This is a genomic window from Bradyrhizobium sp. MI1.7, assembly GCF_055811795.1.
In genome coordinates, this window is record NZ_JBVVPO010000054.1 from 7,821 (window position 1) to 25,056 (window position 17,236).

General features: G+C 65.6%; 13 protein-coding genes. 6 read left to right on the forward strand and 7 right to left on the reverse strand.

Features of this window, described 5'->3' with window-relative positions:
- Positions 1–152: 152 nt before the first annotated feature.
- Positions 153–1,832, reverse strand: a complete 1,680-nt coding sequence (locus tag AC0L3X_RS34585) for an SGNH/GDSL hydrolase family protein (RefSeq protein ID WP_473317150.1) — start codon at positions 1,830–1,832, stop codon at positions 153–155.
- A 171-nt stretch (positions 1,833–2,003) separates the two neighbouring features.
- Positions 2,004–3,389 carry a lytic murein transglycosylase gene (locus AC0L3X_RS34590; protein ID WP_283018001.1) on the reverse strand — a complete coding sequence of 462 codons (1,386 nt, stop codon included), beginning with the start codon at positions 3,387–3,389 and terminating at the stop codon, positions 2,004–2,006.
- A gap of 200 nt (positions 3,390–3,589) precedes the next feature.
- On the opposite strand from AC0L3X_RS34590, the gene galU reads away from it, so the two are divergent.
- Positions 3,590–4,465, forward strand: coding sequence for a UTP--glucose-1-phosphate uridylyltransferase GalU (gene galU, locus AC0L3X_RS34595; RefSeq protein ID WP_063981008.1), 876 nt, complete (start codon positions 3,590–3,592; stop codon positions 4,463–4,465).
- Positions 4,466–4,571: 106 nt separating this feature from the next.
- Here galU and AC0L3X_RS34600 read toward each other — a convergent pair whose 3' ends face one another.
- Positions 4,572–6,068, reverse strand: a complete 1,497-nt coding sequence (locus AC0L3X_RS34600) for a sensor domain-containing diguanylate cyclase (RefSeq protein ID WP_063981009.1) — start codon at positions 6,066–6,068, stop codon at positions 4,572–4,574.
- Positions 6,069–6,205: 137 nt separating this feature from the next.
- On the opposite strand from AC0L3X_RS34600, the gene AC0L3X_RS34605 reads away from it, so the two are divergent.
- Positions 6,206–6,463, forward strand: a complete 258-nt coding sequence (locus AC0L3X_RS34605; protein WP_028148420.1) for a DUF7662 domain-containing protein — start codon at positions 6,206–6,208, stop codon at positions 6,461–6,463.
- An 11-nt stretch (positions 6,464–6,474) separates the two neighbouring features.
- Positions 6,475–6,723, forward strand: a complete 249-nt coding sequence (locus AC0L3X_RS34610) for a hypothetical protein (RefSeq protein ID WP_063981010.1) — start codon at positions 6,475–6,477, stop codon at positions 6,721–6,723.
- A gap of 549 nt (positions 6,724–7,272) precedes the next feature.
- Here the strand turns inward: AC0L3X_RS34610 and AC0L3X_RS34615 are convergent.
- The 3 genes from AC0L3X_RS34615 to metG form a co-directional block, all read right to left on the reverse strand.
- Positions 7,273–10,149, reverse strand: coding sequence for an EAL domain-containing protein (locus tag AC0L3X_RS34615; RefSeq protein ID WP_063981011.1), 2,877 nt, complete (start codon positions 10,147–10,149; stop codon positions 7,273–7,275).
- Positions 10,150–10,303: 154 nt separating this feature from the next.
- Complete coding sequence (locus AC0L3X_RS34620; RefSeq protein WP_063981012.1) at positions 10,304–11,302, reverse strand: NAD(P)H-quinone oxidoreductase; 999 nt, start codon at positions 11,300–11,302, stop codon at positions 10,304–10,306.
- Positions 11,303–11,369: 67 nt separating this feature from the next.
- Positions 11,370–13,049, reverse strand: a complete 1,680-nt coding sequence (metG, locus tag AC0L3X_RS34625; protein ID WP_063981013.1) for a methionine--tRNA ligase — start codon at positions 13,047–13,049, stop codon at positions 11,370–11,372.
- 275 nt (positions 13,050–13,324) lie between these two features.
- Here metG and AC0L3X_RS34630 point away from each other — a divergent pair, with 275 nt between their 5' ends.
- Positions 13,325–13,516 (forward strand): DUF1192 domain-containing protein, encoded by a 192-nt coding sequence (locus AC0L3X_RS34630; RefSeq protein WP_028148424.1) that lies wholly within the window; start codon positions 13,325–13,327, stop codon positions 13,514–13,516.
- 626 nt (positions 13,517–14,142) lie between these two features.
- Positions 14,143–14,652: a protease adaptor protein RcdA gene (rcdA, locus tag AC0L3X_RS34635; protein WP_028148425.1), complete on the forward strand. Its 510-nt coding sequence runs from the start codon at positions 14,143–14,145 to the stop codon at positions 14,650–14,652.
- Between the two features lie 194 nt (positions 14,653–14,846).
- Here rcdA and rpmE read toward each other — a convergent pair whose 3' ends face one another.
- Positions 14,847–15,074 carry a 50S ribosomal protein L31 gene (gene rpmE / locus AC0L3X_RS34640; protein WP_007599895.1) on the reverse strand — a complete coding sequence of 76 codons (228 nt, stop codon included), beginning with the start codon at positions 15,072–15,074 and terminating at the stop codon, positions 14,847–14,849.
- A gap of 200 nt (positions 15,075–15,274) precedes the next feature.
- Here rpmE and AC0L3X_RS34645 point away from each other — a divergent pair, with 200 nt between their 5' ends.
- Complete coding sequence (locus AC0L3X_RS34645) at positions 15,275–17,119, forward strand: ABC transporter ATP-binding protein/permease (protein WP_063981014.1); 1,845 nt, start codon at positions 15,275–15,277, stop codon at positions 17,117–17,119.
- Positions 17,120–17,236: the final 117 nt, after the last annotated feature.

A 17,236-nucleotide genomic window follows, 5' to 3' on the forward strand; every position in this document is an offset into this window, starting at 1 on the left:
GTTCAGCGCGGGGCCGGGGGGGGGGGGGGGCCCCCCCCCCGGGGGGGGGGGGCGGGGGGGCGGGGGGGGGGGGGGGCGGCCGCCGCGGGGGGGGGGCCCCCCCCCCCCCCCCCCCCCCCGCGTCCGGGACACGAGATCTCAATTCAGAAAAACTACCGGAACATCTCCGCCGATCGCCCGACGTTACCAGGCGGGCGCGGGATCGCGGGATTGGGATTACGCGGCGCCGGTGCGAATTGACGCGGCGGTGGCTGCGGAGAGCCGAAGCCGAAGAAATCGCGGAATGCCGGCGTTGCCTGGGCCGGCTGCTGCGGCTGCTGCTGTACCGGCGGCTTCTTCGGCGCGAGCCTTGGCGGCGCGATCGCGGCGGCTGCACCCGGTGTGCTGGGAGTGGCGCTGCCGTCGGGCGTCGTCGCAGCCATCGGCGTATCACCCTTGGCCTGCTCGCGGCCGACTTCGCGGCGCGGCCAGGCATAATCATCGGCACGGCCGGCGGGCGCGGCCAGCGGCTCACCCTTCACCATCGTCTTCGCGGCGAGCGCATCGACGGCAGCGGGACGCGAACCCGGTCCGCCCAGCAATTGATCGGCCGAGATCGAGGCCGCAACCAGCGGCACGATCGGTCCCGCCAGCGGCCGCGGCGCGGGCTTGCCGGGCTCGGCGCTGGTGTCGGGGGTCGCAGGCTCGCTCGGCAGCGCAATCGGGCCGGAGCGTCCGGCGAGCAGGCGCGTGATCTCGCGCTCGACATAGTGGGCGAGCTTGCGTGCGCCAGGTTTCGTGAAATAGACGCCGTCATAGCTGCGGAGCTGGCGGATCTGGCCCTCGAAGTCCGGGCCCTTCTGGAGGAAGCGGCCGGCTTCGTCGACAAAGCCGTCCCAGACATCGACATAGGTGATGCCGGCCTTGGCCGCGCCTTCGCGATAGAGCGAATCCAGGAACAGCATGTCCGCGGTGCCCTTGGGGCCGCGGATCGCGGGCAGGCCGACCCAGAGCACCGGAACGCCCTTGGACTTGAGAACGTTGGCCAGCTCCTCGATCTTCTTGCCGTAGAGTTCGACCCAGCGCTCGTCGCGGAATTCGTAGAGGCCGTTCGGGTTGCGCGCGGTCTTCTCCGGCGCTGCGACCGCCGGCGTGTCGGCGTTGTCGGCATCGTCCTGCGGCAGGTCGGTGTCGGCGGGCTTGTCGTCCGGCTTGGCGGCCGTGTCGGGTTTAGCATCGCCCGGCTTGGCCGGTGGCTTGGCGCGCGCGCCCTTGTCGTTCTTCTTGTCCTTGTCCGTCGCCTTGTCGGGCGCGGCCTCGCGGATCGAGATGCGGTCGTTGAGGCCGAGCATGACGACGATCACATCAGGCTTCTCGGTCTCGAGGATGCCCTTCGCTGCCGCCGCCCAGTCCGCGGGCTCACCCTTCGGCTGGTACTTGATCAGGCCGGACGTGGTCTTGTGCTTGCGGATCACGCCCATGTCGGGCTGCTCGGTGTAGGCGTCTTCGAGGCCGTAGGCGAGCCAGTCGGCCATGGCGTCGCCGATCACCAGCACGTTCTTGTCGGGCGTGGTGTCGCGCTTGGCTGGTGCCGGCGCACGCGAAAAGTCCTGGCGCGGCGCCTGCGGCTGTTGCTGCTGGAATGGTGCGAAGAAGTCGCCGCCGAACCAGCCGCCGCCTCCACCGTTCCGCGGTGGCGGGGCCTGCCGCTGCGGCGGGCCGCCGAAGCCGGGGAAGCTGAAGAACTGCGCCGAGGCGGGTCCCGCGATGGAGACCAGAATCGCAAGCGCCGTCCCCAGCGCGATCAGCGGGCCGGTCTCGGTCAGCGCCTTGAATAGGGACTTCTTCGACATGCGATCTCAGGCACGCGCAATGGGGATCGGGACAGGCTCGATATAATAGCGGAATCAGGCGCCAAACGGGCAGATTCTCTTTGCGGATTCTTCTGCCATACACCGGGGAACAGCCATCCCCGTCAAGGCGATCGGGCAAAATCCCTGTTCAGGGTTACTTTCGGCGCGATTTTACCGCCCGCGGAGGCGATCCAGCACGTCCGAGGAGGCAAATCCGTCGGCGGGGACCCCGATCGAGGCCTGGAAATTGCGCAGCGCCTCCCGGGTCTGGCCGCCGAACTGGCCGTCCGGGGTGCCCTTGTAGAAGCCGCGCTGGGCCAGCAGCTGCTGAAGTTCCAGCCGTTCGGTGCGGGACAGCTCGCGCTCCTGGCGCGGCCAGGGCTGCACGAAGGGCTGGCCGCCGCGCAGCCGGTCGGCGAAATGGCCGATCGCCAGCGCATAAGCCTCGGCCGGGTTGTACTTCATGATGACGCGGTAATTCTGCAGCATCAGGAAGCCGGGGCCCTGCGCCCCGGCGGGCGCCAGCAGATAGGCTTTCTCGGCCGGATGCGGGAAGGGCTGGTTGGCCGGGCGCTTGAGCCCGAGCTTCTCCCACTGCGCCATCGTCATCGCCTTGGCGCGATCGGCCAGCATGTAGTTGAAGCCTTGGGGCACCACGACCTCGTAGCCCCAGGTCTGGCCGGCCTGCCAGCCGTCCTTCTTCAGATTGTTGGCGGTCGAGGCGATCAGATCGGTGGGATTGTCGACGACGTCGCGCCGTCCGTCGCCATCGCCATCCACGGCAAAGCGCTTGAACGCAGTCGGCATGAACTGGGTCGGGCCGAAGGCGCCGGCCCAGGAGCCGCGCATCTGCTCAGGCCTGAGATCGCCGCGGTTGAGGATCTCCAGCGCGGAGAGAAACTCGTCCTTGAAATAGGCCTGGCGGCGGCCGATGCAGGCGAGCGTCGCGGTCGACTGCAGCACGCTGCGGTCGCCCATCTGCGTCGAGTAATTGGACTCGATGCCCCAGATCGAGGCGATGATGTAGCGGTCGACGCCGGTAGCCTTTTCCGTGGCGTCGAACTGCGCTTTGTATTTGGCGAGGACCTCGCGGCCCTTGGCGAGACGGTTGTCGTTCACGAGGATGTCGAGATAGTCCCAGATCGACTTGGTGAACTCCGGCTGCGAATCCATCAGGTCCATGATGCGCAGATCAGGCGACAGCCCGGCCGTGAAGCGCTGGAAATTCTCCTGCGTGATGTTGCGCCGTGCGGCATCGGGCCACATCCCCGCGACGCAATTGTTGAAGTTGGAGGCGGCCTCGCGGATCGCGGCGGCCGTCATCAACGGGTGGCCGGAGGCGCCGTCCTCGCCGGTCCATGGCAAGGCGCCGCCGGGGCCGGGCGCCGGCTGAGAGGGCGCTGGATTCGAGCCGGCGAAAATACCGCCGAACAGGTTCGACAAGCCGTTCTGCGCCTGGGCGTGCGCGCTGACAGGCAGCAGCACAGCGGCCGCAAGCATCATTGCGCCGGTCACAAATCCAGCACGTTTCGCCAGCGCTGCCACTGATTGCATCATACCCTACCTGTCCGGCCGAAAATCCGCCTTCAGGAGGCCCGGTACCGGTTGCCAATAGCTTAACAAAGGTGAAATTTTGGTGTCGGCCTTTTTCTCAACTCTGTGAGCGCGAGGCCCCACATCCGCCTTTGTTAGCGGCTGCAAACAAGCTAGCAAGATACCATTGCTCCCTTCACGTCCTCAGGTATTCGATCTGTCCCATGAAAATTCGCAAAGCCGTATTCCCCGTCGCCGGCCTCGGCACCCGCGTCCTGCCCGCCACCAAGGCGATGCCGAAGGAAATGCTGACCATCGTCGACAAGCCGCTGATCCAGTACGTCTATGACGAGGCGAGGGAAGCCGGCATCGAGCACTTCATCTTCGTCACCGGCCGCAACAAAAACGTCATCGAAGATCATTTCGACAAGATGTTCGAGCTCGACGCGACGCTCGCCGCGCGCGGCAAGAAGGCCGAGCAGGACATCCTGGCGCAGAACCAGCCGGAGGCCGGCGCCGTCAGCTTCACCCGCCAGCAGGCGCCGCTCGGTCTCGGCCACGCGGTCTGGTGCGCGCGCGACATCGTCGGCAACGAGCCGTTCGCGGTGGTGCTGCCCGATGAGCTCGTGCTCAATACGACCGGCTGCCTCAAGCAGATGATCGAGACGGCTTCAACGCTCGGCGAAAAATCCAACGTCATCGCGGTCGAGGCGGTGCCCGACCATCTCACCCACCAATACGGCATCTGCGGCGTCGGCAAGCGCACCGGCAAGATGTTCGAGGTCGACGGCATGGTCGAGAAGCCGGCCAAGGGCACCGCGCCCTCCAACCTCTCCATCACCGGCCGCTACATTCTCCAGCCGGAGATCTTCAAGATCCTGGAGACCCAGGAGCGCGGCGCCGGCGGCGAGATCCAGCTCACCGACGCCATGATCGGCCTCGCCAAGTCGCAGAAATTCTACGGCGTCGAGTTCGAGGGCGAGCGCCATGATTGCGGCTCCAAGCCCGGCTTCCTCCGCGCCAACATCGCCTACGGCCTGAAGCGGCCGGAACTGCGCGATGGGCTGATCGCGGAGATGAAGAAATATCTGGGGCGGTAGCGCTCCACTCGTCATTGCGAGGAGCGAAGCGACGAAGCAATCCAGGCTGCCTCCGCGGAGACAGTCTGGATTCCTTCGCTTCGCTCGCAATGACGGAGGGGGCCCCTCAAGCCACCAGCGACAGCTTCGGAAGGCTCGCGACCACGGACTGGTTGCGGCCGCCGGCTTTCGCCGCATAGAGCGCCTTGTCGGCGGCGGCGACCAGGACCGGCCAGTCCAGGCCGGTGGTAGGAACCAGGCCTGCAATCCCGCAGGAGACCGTCGACATCGCCTGGTCGTCGGACCAGCCCTGCACCTTGCCGCGGATCGTCTCGGCGACATTGAAGGCCTCGGCGGCCGAGGTGTTCGGCAGCAGCACCGCGAATTCCTCGCCGCCATAGCGCGCGGCGCAGTCGCCGGAGCGCCGCACCGAATCGGAAATGCAGATGGCGATGCCGACCAGCACCTGGTCGCCGGCCTGATGGCCGAACGTGTCGTTGTAGGCCTTGAAGTGATCGGCATCGATCATCAGCAGCGCGACCGGCGTCTTCTGGCGCGTCGCGCGGCGCCATTCGACGTCGATGACCTGGTCGAACTTGCGGCGGTTCTTCAGGCCGGTGAGCGCATCCGTCGTCGCCATCTCCTCGAGCTTGCGCTCGGCATCGGCGCGCCGGCCGATCTCGCGGGCGAGCACCAGCGTCGAGGCCAGCATGAACAGGATGAGCGCCAGGACCACGGCGCCGATGCGGTAGGCTTCCTTCTGCCAGAGCTCGAACACGGCGGCGAGCGGCTTGCCTGCCACCACGAACAGCGGACCCGGGCCGGTGCTGCGGACGTAGAGGCGCGGCGTCGCGTCCACCGGACCCTGGCCCGCATAGGACCCGCCGGCCTTGAGATTGTCGGCCTTCCAGCTCTGCCGCGTCCCGAGATTCTTGCCGATGACGTCGAGATCGAACGGCCGCCGCATCATGATGGTGCGATCGCGCGTCAGCACGGTGATGGTATCGTCGGGATCGAGGTTCAGGCGCTCGAACAATTCGTGGAAATAGCTGAAACGGATCGAGCCGGTGACGACCCCCAAGAAGCCGCCGTCGGTATCGCTGATGCGCCGGCTCAGCACGATGGAATAGGCGCCGCGGAAAAGCATCGGACGGCTGATGAAGAGGCCGGCGTCGGGATCGTCGCGATGAACCCTGAAGTAGTCCTCCTCGCTCCGGTTCTCCGGCAGGGGATCGAGCGTGGAGGCGTCGATGGTCAGCCTGCCCTCGGCATCGAACACCTGGATGGCGCCGAAGTGCCGCGCCGTGGTGGCGTGATCGAACAGGATCAGGTGACGGATCGGCTTCGAGACCGCGTTGATCTCCGGCAGCAGCATGTTGCTGGCGACCGCCTTCAGGGAGAGATCGTAGATCTCGATGTTGCGGCTGATATCTGCTTCGATGGAGGTGGCCAGATTGTCCAGCGTCTGGCGCGCGAGGGCCTCCTCGCCGCGGCGCATGTCCAGCATGACGTTGACGCAAATGGCGGAAAAGCCGATCACCGTCACGACGGACGATATGATCAGCAGCTTCGCCGAAATCCGCCACGGCCGGCGGGTCGTGACGTCGCGCCATCCAGACTGCATCGAGTGCTCCCGACACTAGTGGATGCGCCCGAAATCTTGCGTAGTGTTTAAGCCGGGACGGCGCTGCCACAATGAGTTAAGAATTGGTTTCCGCGGGCATCGCTTTTGGGCAGCGGAGCTGGGACGAGAGGACGATTGTGAACGATTACGACGCGCTGCGGGATTACCTGATGCGGCAGAAGCAAACGGAATTCGTGCTGAGTTTCGAGCAGATCGAGGAGATCATCGGCTCGGCCCTGCCGCGGGCGGCGAATCGCGCCTCATGGTGGGACAGCCTCCGCAGCCCCGACATCCAGATGCCCCAGCGCGAAGCCTGCCTCGCCGCGGGGTTCGTCGCGACGCGGATGCCGGACGGCCAGAGCGTGCGGTTCACCAAGAAGAAGCAGCGCAGGTGAGCTGACGCTGCATGATTCTGCGCTGGCTAAGGGGGATTTTTGGCGCAGCCCTGATTGCAACAGGCGTGCTGTTCGCGCTCGCCTTCGAGGCCCGCTACTGGCGCTGGCGCGACTGCTTCAACGAGCTCGGCCGCTGTTACGACCCGGTAACGCAGGATGTTTATCTCGAACAGGCGGGAATGGTCTGGGGCGGTCTTGCCGCGATCTCGCTGGTGGTGGGGTTTTGTTTGGTCGCGGGGCTACGACGCAAGCCAGGGTAGGTCAGCTGGACGCGGTGCGCCGCAAGCGCGAGACGGGGGGCGTTAGCCCAAGTGTAGAACCACGGCCTTCATTGGCGATTATGGGGCCAGCGTTCGTCATGGGCTCGTATCAGGCATCTGGTCGTCTGCCGGTCGCAGGCGCGCACGCATGTGTTCTGGCGCCCTCGAACGTCACCGGCCCCGCCGGTGTAGTCGGCGCATGTGCCAAGGCAATTTGCGCCTCGGTCCTCGCATCGTGCGGCTGTCACTGCTTCGGCCGATGAGGCGAGGAACACTCCGGTGCCGATGAGGGCGATCGCGTAGAAAAGGTGCTGAGTCATCCGTGACTCCTGAGAAAGACGCGTGGTCCGCTCATTCTGAGAACGACAGCTGCGAGCCCAGTGACCTCGATGACGAAGCCGTTCTGGGTCGAATGCTGCGTGCCATCTTTCATGGTGGGTCGAGCAGGGCCCATTGATCTGGATCAAGCCCGGCATAAGCGCGCCGGTGCGGCACCCCGCTCGCTTTGCGAGCGACCCTTTCCGGGAGGAGAGCGGAAGAAGATAAGCGCTAGCTCGCCGCTTCCAGCCGCACTTCGGTGAGCAGACGCATCGCCGCGTCCGCGTCCATGGGCTCGCCGAAGGCGAAGCCCTGCGCGTATTCGCAGCCCATCTGGTAGAGCTCGACCGCGTCGGAATCGGTCTCGGCGCCTTCCGCGACCACGTCCATGCCGAGATCATGCGCGAGCGCGATGATCGACTTCAGGATCACCGGACGGGTGCCGCGGTTGGTGGTGCGCACGAACGACTGGTCGATCTTGATGGTGTCGAACGGGAAGCGCTGGAGATAGGCCAGCGACGAATGGCCGGTGCCGAAATCGTCGAGCGACAGCCCGGTGCCGAGCTCGCGGATGCGCGTCAGCATCTGGGCTGCGTGCTCCGGGTTCTCCATCACCAGCGATTCCGTCAATTCCAGCTTCAGCGTGCCGCGCGCCACCGAGGAGCGCGACAGCACGGTGCGGATGTCGTGGATAAGATCGTGGCGCAGCAATTGCCGCGAGGAGACGTTGACGGAGGCGAAGATCGGCTCGCGCGAGCGCATCGCGCGTTGCCACACCGAAAGCTGCTTTGCGGTCTGGTCGAGCACGAACATGCCGAGGTCGACGATCAGGCCGGTCTCTTCCGCGATGCTGATGAATTCCGACGGCGCCATGCGTCCGAGCTTCGGATGATCCCAGCGCACCAGCGCCTCGAAGCCGGCGATCGAACGATCCTCCAGCCGCACGATCGGCTGGTACAGGATCGTGAGCTGCTGCCGCTCGATGGCGCGGCGCAGCTCGCTCTCCAGCGTCAGGCGGTCGGTCTTTCGCGCGCGCATCGCCGGCTTGTAGACGTCGATGCGGTCGCCGCCGATCCGCTTGGAATGATACATCGCAAGCTCGGCGTCCTTGATGATCTCGTCCGTCAACTGGGTCTGCGGATCGGACAGCGCGAGCCCGATCGAGGCGGTGAGAAAAATCTCGCGGTCGTTGAAGGCGATCGGGGCGCGGATGGTCTTGCGGATGGTCTCGGCGAAGGCGGTGATGCGGGCAGGGTCCTGCTCCGAGAGCAGGATCAGGCCGAACTGGTCGCCGGCAAGCCGCGCCAGCGTGTCCTGCGGCTTCAGGATGCGGGTGAGGCGGCGGGCCAGCGTCAGCAGGATCGAGTCGCCGACCGCGATGCCGACGGAATCGTTGACCTGCTTGAAGCGGTCGAGGTCGATCACCATCAGCGTCGGCCGCAGCGTCGGCATGGTCTTGGCGAAATGCGCGACCGCGCCGAGCCGGTCCATGAACAGTTTGCGGTTGGGCAGGCCGGTGAGGTTGTCATGCACGGAATCGTGCAGCAGACGCTCCTCCGCGTTGCGCAGCTCGGTGACGTCGGTCAGCGTGCCGACCACGCGCGAGACCTCGCCGTCCGAGCCGACCACCGGGCGCGCCTTCAGCGCGAACCACATGAAATGACCGTCCGGCGTGCGCAGCCGGAAATCCTGCACCAGGCGGCCGCGGCGCTGGTCGAGCACGCTGTCGAGCGCGGCGCGGAACCGGTCCTGGTCGAGCGGATGCAGCACCTCAAGCCATGAGGCGGCCGGGCCTTCCAGCGTGCCGCGCTTGAGGCCGAGCAGGGCTTCGGTCTCGGGGCTGGTGAACACCTTGTCGGCGGAGACGTCCCAGTCCCAGATCAGATCGCCGGAGCCGGCCAGCGCCAGCGCGCGCCGCTCGATGTCGGAGACGACGCCGGTGGTGGCGCTGCCGCCGGCAAAGGCGTGCTGCATCACCGTAAAGCCGATCAGCATCACGATCAGCACGAGGCCGCCGAGCAGAGCCGGGCCGACGATGTCGTTGGTGACGGAGCCCGCGACCGTCATGCCGGCCGCGACCACCCAGACCACCAGCAGGAACCAGGTCGGGATCAAGAGCACCGCGCGGTCGAAGCCGTGGGTGGAGAGGTAGACGATCAGCGCAAAGCCAGCAAAGGCGATCAGCACCAGCGACATGCGGGCGATGCCGGAAGCCACCGCCGGGTCGAACAAGGCGAGCGCCACCAGCGAACCCAGGAAGGCGAGCCAGAGCACCGTAATGTGCGAATAGCGCACGTGCCATCGACTGAGGTTGAGATAGGCGAACAGGAACACCAGCAGCGTCGCCGCCAATATCGCTTCGCCCGCCGCGCGCCAGATGCGCTCGGCGTTGTTCGACATGTCGAGCACCTTGCCCCAGAAGCCGAAATCGACGCCGATATAGACCAGCACCGCCCAGGCCAGCGCCGCGGCGGCCGGGAACATGATGCTGCCCTTCACCACGAACAGGATGGTGAGCACGAGCGCCAAAAGCCCGGAGATGCCGATCACGATGCCCTGGTACAGCGTGAAGGAGTTGACCTTGTCCTTGTAGGACTCGGGCTCCCACAGATAGAGCTGCGGCAGCTTGTCGGTGCGCAGTTCCGCGACAAAGGTGACGACGGCGCCGGGATCGAGCGTGATGCGGAACACGTCGGCCGTCGCGCTCTCCTGGCGCTCCGGGCGGTCGCCGATCGAGGGCGTGATGGTCGCGATGCGCGACAGCCCGAGGTCGGGCCACAGCAGGCCCGACGAGACGATGCGGTAATGCGGGGCGACGATCAGGCGGTCGAGCTGGTCGTCGGTGTTGTTGGCGAGCGCGAACACCACCCAGTTCTGGCCGCCCTCGCGGGCGCGCACCTCGATGCGGCGGACGATGCCGTCGGTGCCGGGTGCGGTGGAGACCTGGATGCGATCGGCGTCACTGCGCTGATGCTCGAGCACGCCGGTGAGGTCGATCGCGGGCGCGTCGCCGCGGACGCTGACGGCATCCAGCGCGCGCGCCTGGGATGCGGCGACGAGAATCATGAGGCCCAGCGCTATGGGCGCGAGGCACCTGATCAGACGCAAGGTCGGTTCTCCGCGTTCGACGCAAACTCTTCAGTGCAAGATGGTCAGTGCAAGGCGTTTTCCGAACGGAACAAGATGGTTCGGCGCGTCGCGATAGATGCCACGAAAGCGAGGAAAATCAAAGGGTTTCCGCCTTGCCTGATGGGCCGTTGGCCTAGACCTCCAACACAATTTTGCCAATATGTGCCGAGGTCTCCATGCGCCGGTGCGCATCGGATGCCTTTTCCAGCGGGAAACTGCTGTCCATCAGCGGCTTGACGCGGCCTTCGCGCAACAGCGGCATCACTTTCGCCTCGATTGCGGCCACCATGGCCGCCTTGTCCGCATTACTACGGGGGCGCAGGGTCGAGCCGGTATGGGTCAGGCGCTTCACCATCACCTTGGCGATGTTGACGCTGACCTTGGGGCCGTTGAGGGTTGCGATCTGCACGATGCGGCCGTCGACCGCCGCGGCATCATAGTTGCGGTCGACATACTCGCCGGCCACCATGTCGAGGATCAGGTTGACGCCGGCCTTGTCGGTCTCTTCCTTGACCACGGCGACGAAGTCCTCGGTCTTGTAGTTGATGGCGCGGTCGGCCCCGAGCTTGAGGCAGGCATCGATCTTGTCCTGCGAGCCGACGGTGACGAACACTTTCGCGCCGAACGCTTTCGCGAGCTGGATCGCCATGGTGCCGATGCCGGACGAGCCGCCATGGATCAGCAGCGTCTCGCCGGCCTTCAGGCCGCCGCGCTCGAACACATTGTGCCAGACCGTCATCAGGGTTTCCGGCAGCGCGCCGGCTTCCCTGATCGACAGCGCCGGCGGCACGCTCATCGCCTGGGCGTCCTGCGCGATGCAGTACTGCGCATAGCCGCCGCCGGCGACCAGCGACATCACCTTGTCGCCGATCTTGTGCCGTTTGGCGTTGCTGCCGACCGCCACCACTTCGCCCGCGATCTCGAGCCCCGGCAGGTCGCTGGCGCCGGGCGGCGGCGGATAGGCGCCGGAGCGCTGCGCCACGTCGGGCCGGTTGACGCCCGCGGCCTGCACCTTGACCAGGATCTCGTCGGGACCGGGCTGCGGAACGGCACGTTGTTCCGGCACCAGCACCTCCGGTCCACCGGGCTTGGAGATGGCGACCACGGTCATTTGCGCGGGCAGCTTGTCCATGATGTGTCCTTGGATGAATGAATTCGGCGGATGGCATATCGCCTTTTTCCGCCGAAGTGAAACGACATTAAGGCCCGAACCGCGCCGCCAGATGGCTTGCTCTTTCGGGAGAGATTTTTTCGACCAGTGGACCGATCGGCGCGACCGCTGTGCCGGCGCCGCCGTCGAGCAAGTCCGCGATTTGGCCACCGGGCCAGCGTGGCGCGGCATCTTCGCTACCGAAGGCGTGCAGCACATTTTCCGACAGGCTGGGCACGATACTCCACGCCAGCACGGCGCAGGTGCGGACCAGATTGAGGGCTGTTCGCGTCACGATCGCCGCGCGAAGCCGATCGGACTTGATGGCTGTCCACGGCGCGGCATGCTGCAGGTAAGCGTTCGCCACATCCCAGATCGCACGCGTTGCGGCGGCCGCGGTACGAAACTCGAGCGCCTCGTGATGGCGTCGCAGCGTCGCGATACGCTGCTCCAGTTCCCGTGCGAGCAGGTGCTCGGCCTCGTCAGGAGCGCCGCCTTCCGGAATCCGGCCGTCGAAGGCCCGATGGGCGAAGCTGACAATGCGATTGACGAGGTTGCCGAAGATGTCGGCGAGATCCTTGTTCACGTCGGCGACGAACCTGGCAACGTTGAAATCGGTGTCGGCGCTTTCGGGCGCGTTGGCGATCAGCCACCAGCGCCAGAGATCGGCGGGCAATTCCTCCAGAGCCTGGTCGGTAAAGATGCCCCGATTGCGGCTGGTCGAGAACTTGCCGCCCTCGTAATTGAGCCAGTGGAATCCCTTGATCACGTCCGCGCTCTTCCAGGGCTCGTTCGAGCCGATCAGCGTCGCCGGGAAGCTCACGGTGTGGAATGGGATGTTGTCCTTGCCGAGGAACTGGACGTAGCGGACGTCATCGGCCTGCCACCACCATTTTCGCCAGTCGCGGCCCGGCGCGGCGGCGGCCCATTCCTGGGTGGCGGCGATGTAACCGATCGGCGCGTCGAACCAGACATAGAAGACCTTGTCGGCGAATCCCTGTCGCGGAACCGGGATACCCCAGGCCAGATCGCGCGTGATACAGCGATCGCGCAGATCGGCTGTCAGCCAGCCTTTCGCGGTCGACACCACGAAGGAGGGCCAGCCGGAACGGTTATTGATCCACGCGCTCAACGCTTCGACAAGCTGCGACTGGCGCAGGAACAGATGGCGGCTTTCGCGGACCTCCAGCGCCCGGTCGCCCGACAGCGCGGATCGCGGGTCGATCAGTTCGGGCGGATCGAGCAGCGCGCCACACTGGTCACATTGATCACCGCGCGCGGACGGGTCGCCGCAATGCGGGCAGGTGCCGAGCACGTAGCGGTCCGGCAAGAAACGGCCGTCCGTGGGTGACCAGACCTGCGGCAACTTACGTTCCTCGATCAATCCGGCATCGTCGAGCCTGCGATAGAAGTGCTGCGTCAGAGCGCTGTTCTGTGGCGAGCTGGTTCGCCCGAAATGGTCGAAGGAGAGGCCGAAGCGTCGGTAGATGTCGGCCTGGATTGCGTGCTGCGCATCGCAGAAAGTGCGGACATCCTGTCCGGCGCGAACGGCGCCGAGCTCAGCCGGCGTGCCGTGCTCGTCGGTGGCGCAGATGAAGAGCACGTCGTCGCCGATCTGTCGCCTGAAGCGGGCATGGACATCGGCGGGGAGGAGCGAGCCTATGAGATTGCCGAGATGCTTGACGCCGTTCACGTAGGGAAGGGCGCTGGTGATGAGAATTTTGGTCATGACTGCGGTCTTTCGCGTTTGGTGATGCCGACCGACGAAAAATCAAAAGCCCTCCCGCATGATCGGAAGGGCTTGGGGTCGGCTCATGCCTCACGCGCGTGGACGCGCGCTTATCCCGTCCGATCAGCCTCCTTGCGGTCGGGCCGGGGCATTCGCGTCAGGTGTTGCGCGCTCGCGAAAGTCACTGCAAATTCTCCTTGTGCAGGAGCGGTACCATTTCGGCTCGGAAAACGCCAGATCGGCGTCTTTCAGGACAGGACTGCCCGGGAGGACACATGGCCATCGAGGACGACGACAAGCCGCGCAAGAAGGTCAGCCATGAAATCGGACAGGATCTCTCGCTCTTGTCAGTGGAGGAACTGACGGAACGCGTGGCGCTGCTCAACACCGAGATCGCAAGGCTCGAGGAAGCCGCCACCAAGAAGCGCGCCTCGCGCGATGCGGCGGATAGTTTTTTCAAGAAGTAGAGCCCAGCGCTCACCTCTTGTGTCCCGGACGCGGTGCAGCGCGTAGCGCTGCTCCGCAGAGCCGGGACCCATGCTTCGCGCAAAACTATCTCGCGTCGTCATTCCGGGGCGGCGCGCAGCGCCGAGCCCGGAATCCATAACCACGGGCAGTTGAAACGGGCAGGCTGAGCCGGGCCACCGCATCCGCCTGTGGCTATGGATTCTCAGATGCGCAATTGCGCATCAAAGCTCGCGACTTCGTGGCGCCCCGGAATGACGAGTGCCGAGTTTGTTCCGCCGCCCCCTCGGCCAGTGACCGACATGGCTAACGAACTCTCAAAAAATTAGCTCGTTTACTTCCAATTAAGCTTTCGGGTTTATGACTGGAGCTGTCCTCGTTTGGACACCGAGTGGCTCCTGTCCACTCTGTTTGACGCCTCCCTGTTATCAACTTTCAAAGCCGCCGGTCTCCGGCGGCTCTTTTTTTGCCTTTTTGGGTCCCGTTCCGGTTGAATTCCGAGGAAAGACGCGCGGAAACCATATCCGCGCTTGCCGCTGGACTCCGCGTCCCGCCCGCGCAATGATTTGTTCATCATAACCCGGCGCCAAAGCCGGACAGTCAGACAGTTGCGTAAGGGGCGTTAACCATGGAACGTTTGCAAGCCGAAGGTGCTCTCGTTCAACTCAGCGAGCGGTTCACCAATTCTGCGGCGTTCGGCGTCCTGTTCCGTGAGGGCATGGACCTGGTGGAAGAGACCGCCGCCTATCTCGATGGCGCCGGCCGCACCGAGGCCAAGGCGCTCGATCGCGCCGTCAGCCTCACCTATGCGACCGAGAGCATGCGCCTGACCACCCGCCTGATGCAGCTTGCCTCGTGGCTGCTGCTGCACCGCGCGGTGAAGGAAGGCGAGATGACGCTGAGCCAGGCCAATCGCGAGAAGACCAAGGTCAAGCTCAGCGCCGCCGATCCCGGCCCGTCCGATACCGTCGAGAAGCTGCCCTCGCAGCTCCAGGATCTGATCCATCGCTCGATGAGCCTTCAGACCCGCGTGCGCCGCCTCGACACCACCATCCACACCCCGCCGGTCGAATACGTGGCGATCGGCAACCCGCTGGTGCCGCAGCTCAACGCGCTGAAGGCCGCGTTCGAGCGGTAAGCACCCAAGTGCCGTAGTCACAGGTCTCGTAGGGTGGGCAAAGGCGCAAAGCGCCGTGCCCACCACTTTGCTTTCCGGATCGTAGAAGGAATGGTGGGCACGCTTCTCTTTGCCCACCCTACAGGTCTCGCCACAAACAAAAACGCCCCCGGTCTGACCGGGGGCGTTTTTCGTGTCCAGCCTTGCGGGCGGGATCAATCCTTTTTGAGAAAGCCCGAAAACTTCTTCTGGAAGCGCGAGACGCGGCCGCCGCGATCCATCAGCTGGGCGTTGCCGCCGGTCCAGGCCGGGTGCGACTTCGGGTCGATGTCGAGATTCAGCGTGTCGCCTTCCTTGCCCCAGGTGGAGCGGGTCAGGTACTCGGTTCCGTCGGTCATCACGACCTTAATCGTATGATAATTCGGATGAATTTCGGCTTTCATGGCAATTCCTCGGCGCCCGGCGCCTGTCTTGAGTGGCTATCGAATGACGGATTTGGCGGGGTCTATACCCCACAGGCCCCTTTAAAACAAGCCATTGTGGGCAAAGGAGAACCGGGCCGTCCCCTAAGGGACATCCCGGATTTGCCACTCCCCCCGCAGCGGCCTATGTGGAGCTAATATGTCTCCTTGGGTCCGATCTCATGAGCGCTGTGGAACGGCTTGACGACCAGTACCGCGACGAGCGCGCCGGGCCTGAGGCCCCGTCGATCGAAGCCGAGTTGATCGAGACGCCGGCGAAGAGCCGCGCCAAGCTGCGGCCGTTGCTGGCACTCGCGCCCTATGTGGCGCGCTATCGCGGCCGCGCGGCGCTCGCCTTCGTCGCGCTCACGGTCGCGGCGCTGACCACGCTGCTGGTGCCCATCGCTGTGAGGCGGATGATCGATTTCGGCCTGACGCCGGAAGGCATCGCGCTGATCAACAGCTACTTCTCGGTGATGATCGCGGTGGTCGCCGTGCTCGCGCTTGCCAGCGCCTCGCGATACTACCTCGTGATGACGATCGGCGAGCGCATCGTCGCCGACCTGCGGCGCGACGTCTTCGCGCATCTGCTCTCGCTCTCGCCGGCCTTCTTCGATTCCGCGCGCAGCGGTGAGCTGGTGTCTCGGCTCACGGCCGACACCACCCAGATCAAGTCCGCGGTCGGTGCCTCCGTCTCGATCGCGCTGCGCAATCTCATGATGTTCTTCGGTGCGGCGGCGATGATGGTGATCACCAGCCCGCGCCTCTCCGGCTTCGTGCTGCTCGCCATTCCCCTGATCGTGCTGCCGCTGGTCGCGTTCGGGCGCTGGGTGCGGCGTCTGTCGCGCAATGCGCAGGACACGCTCGCCGAAGCCTCCGCCTATGCGGGCGAGCTGGTCAGCGCCATCCGCACTGTGCAGGCCTATACCAGCGAAGGGCTAGCCGAGAAGCGTTTTGGCGGCGAGGTCGAGCAGGCCTATGAAGCCGCGCGCACCTCCACGCAGGCCCGCGCCGTGCTCACCGCCATCATCATCTTCATCGTGTTCGCAAGCGTGGTCGCGATCCTCTGGATCGGCTCGCATGACGTCCTGATCGGTACGATCTCGCCGGGTCGGCTCGGCCAGTTCGTGCTCTATGCGGCCTTCGCCGCGGCTGGCCTCGGCCAGCTCAGCGAGGTCTGGGGCGAGGTCTCGGCCGCCTCCGGCGCCGCCGAGCGCCTGTTCGAGATCCTGCATGTGCAGCCCGAGATCACCGCGCCGGCGTCCCCGCGCGCGTTGCCGGTGCCGGCGCGCGGCGAGGTCGGCTTCGACCAGGTCAGCTTCGCTTATCCGGCGCGGCCTCACGTCAATGTGCTCGATGCCGTGTCGTTCACCGTGCGCCCCGGCGAGAAGGTCGCGATCGTCGGCCCCTCAGGCGCCGGCAAGAGCACCATCTTTCATCTCCTGCTGCGCTTCTACGACCCGCGGGGCGGCGCGATCTCCCTCGACGGCGTGCCGGTCAAATCCGCGGACCCGCGCGATTTCCGCTTGCGCATCGCGCTGGTGCCGCAGGAATCCAACGTGTTTGCCGCGAGCGCCCGCGAGAACATCCGCTTCGGCCGGCCCGATGCGACCGATGCCGAGGTCGAGCGTGCCGCCGAGCTCGCGCATGCCGCCGAGTTCATTCGCCGCCTGCCCGAAGGTTTCGAGACCCCGCTCGGCGAGCGCGGCGTCACGCTCTCCGGCGGCCAGCGCCAGCGCATCGCCATCGCGCGCGCGATCCTGCGCGATGCGCCGCTCTTGCTGCTCGATGAAGCCACCTCCGCGCTCGATGCCGAAAGCGAGACGCTGGTCCAGACCGCGCTGGAAGAGCTGATGCGCCACCGCACCACGCTGGTGATCGCACATCGTCTCGCCACCGTGCTGTCCTGCGACCGCATCCTGGTGATGGACCAGGGCAAGATCGTCGAGCAGGGCACGCATGCCGAGCTCGTTGCTGCGAACGGGCTCTACGCGAGGCTGGCGAGGCTGCAGTTCGAGGGCGCGTGAGGCGTCCCGCCTGTTGCCTCATTCACGGTGTCATCGCCCGCGAAAGCGGGCGCTCCAGTATTACCAGGCGGGTGTGATTTAACCGAGAAGCCCCGGCGTACTGGATTACCCCCCGTA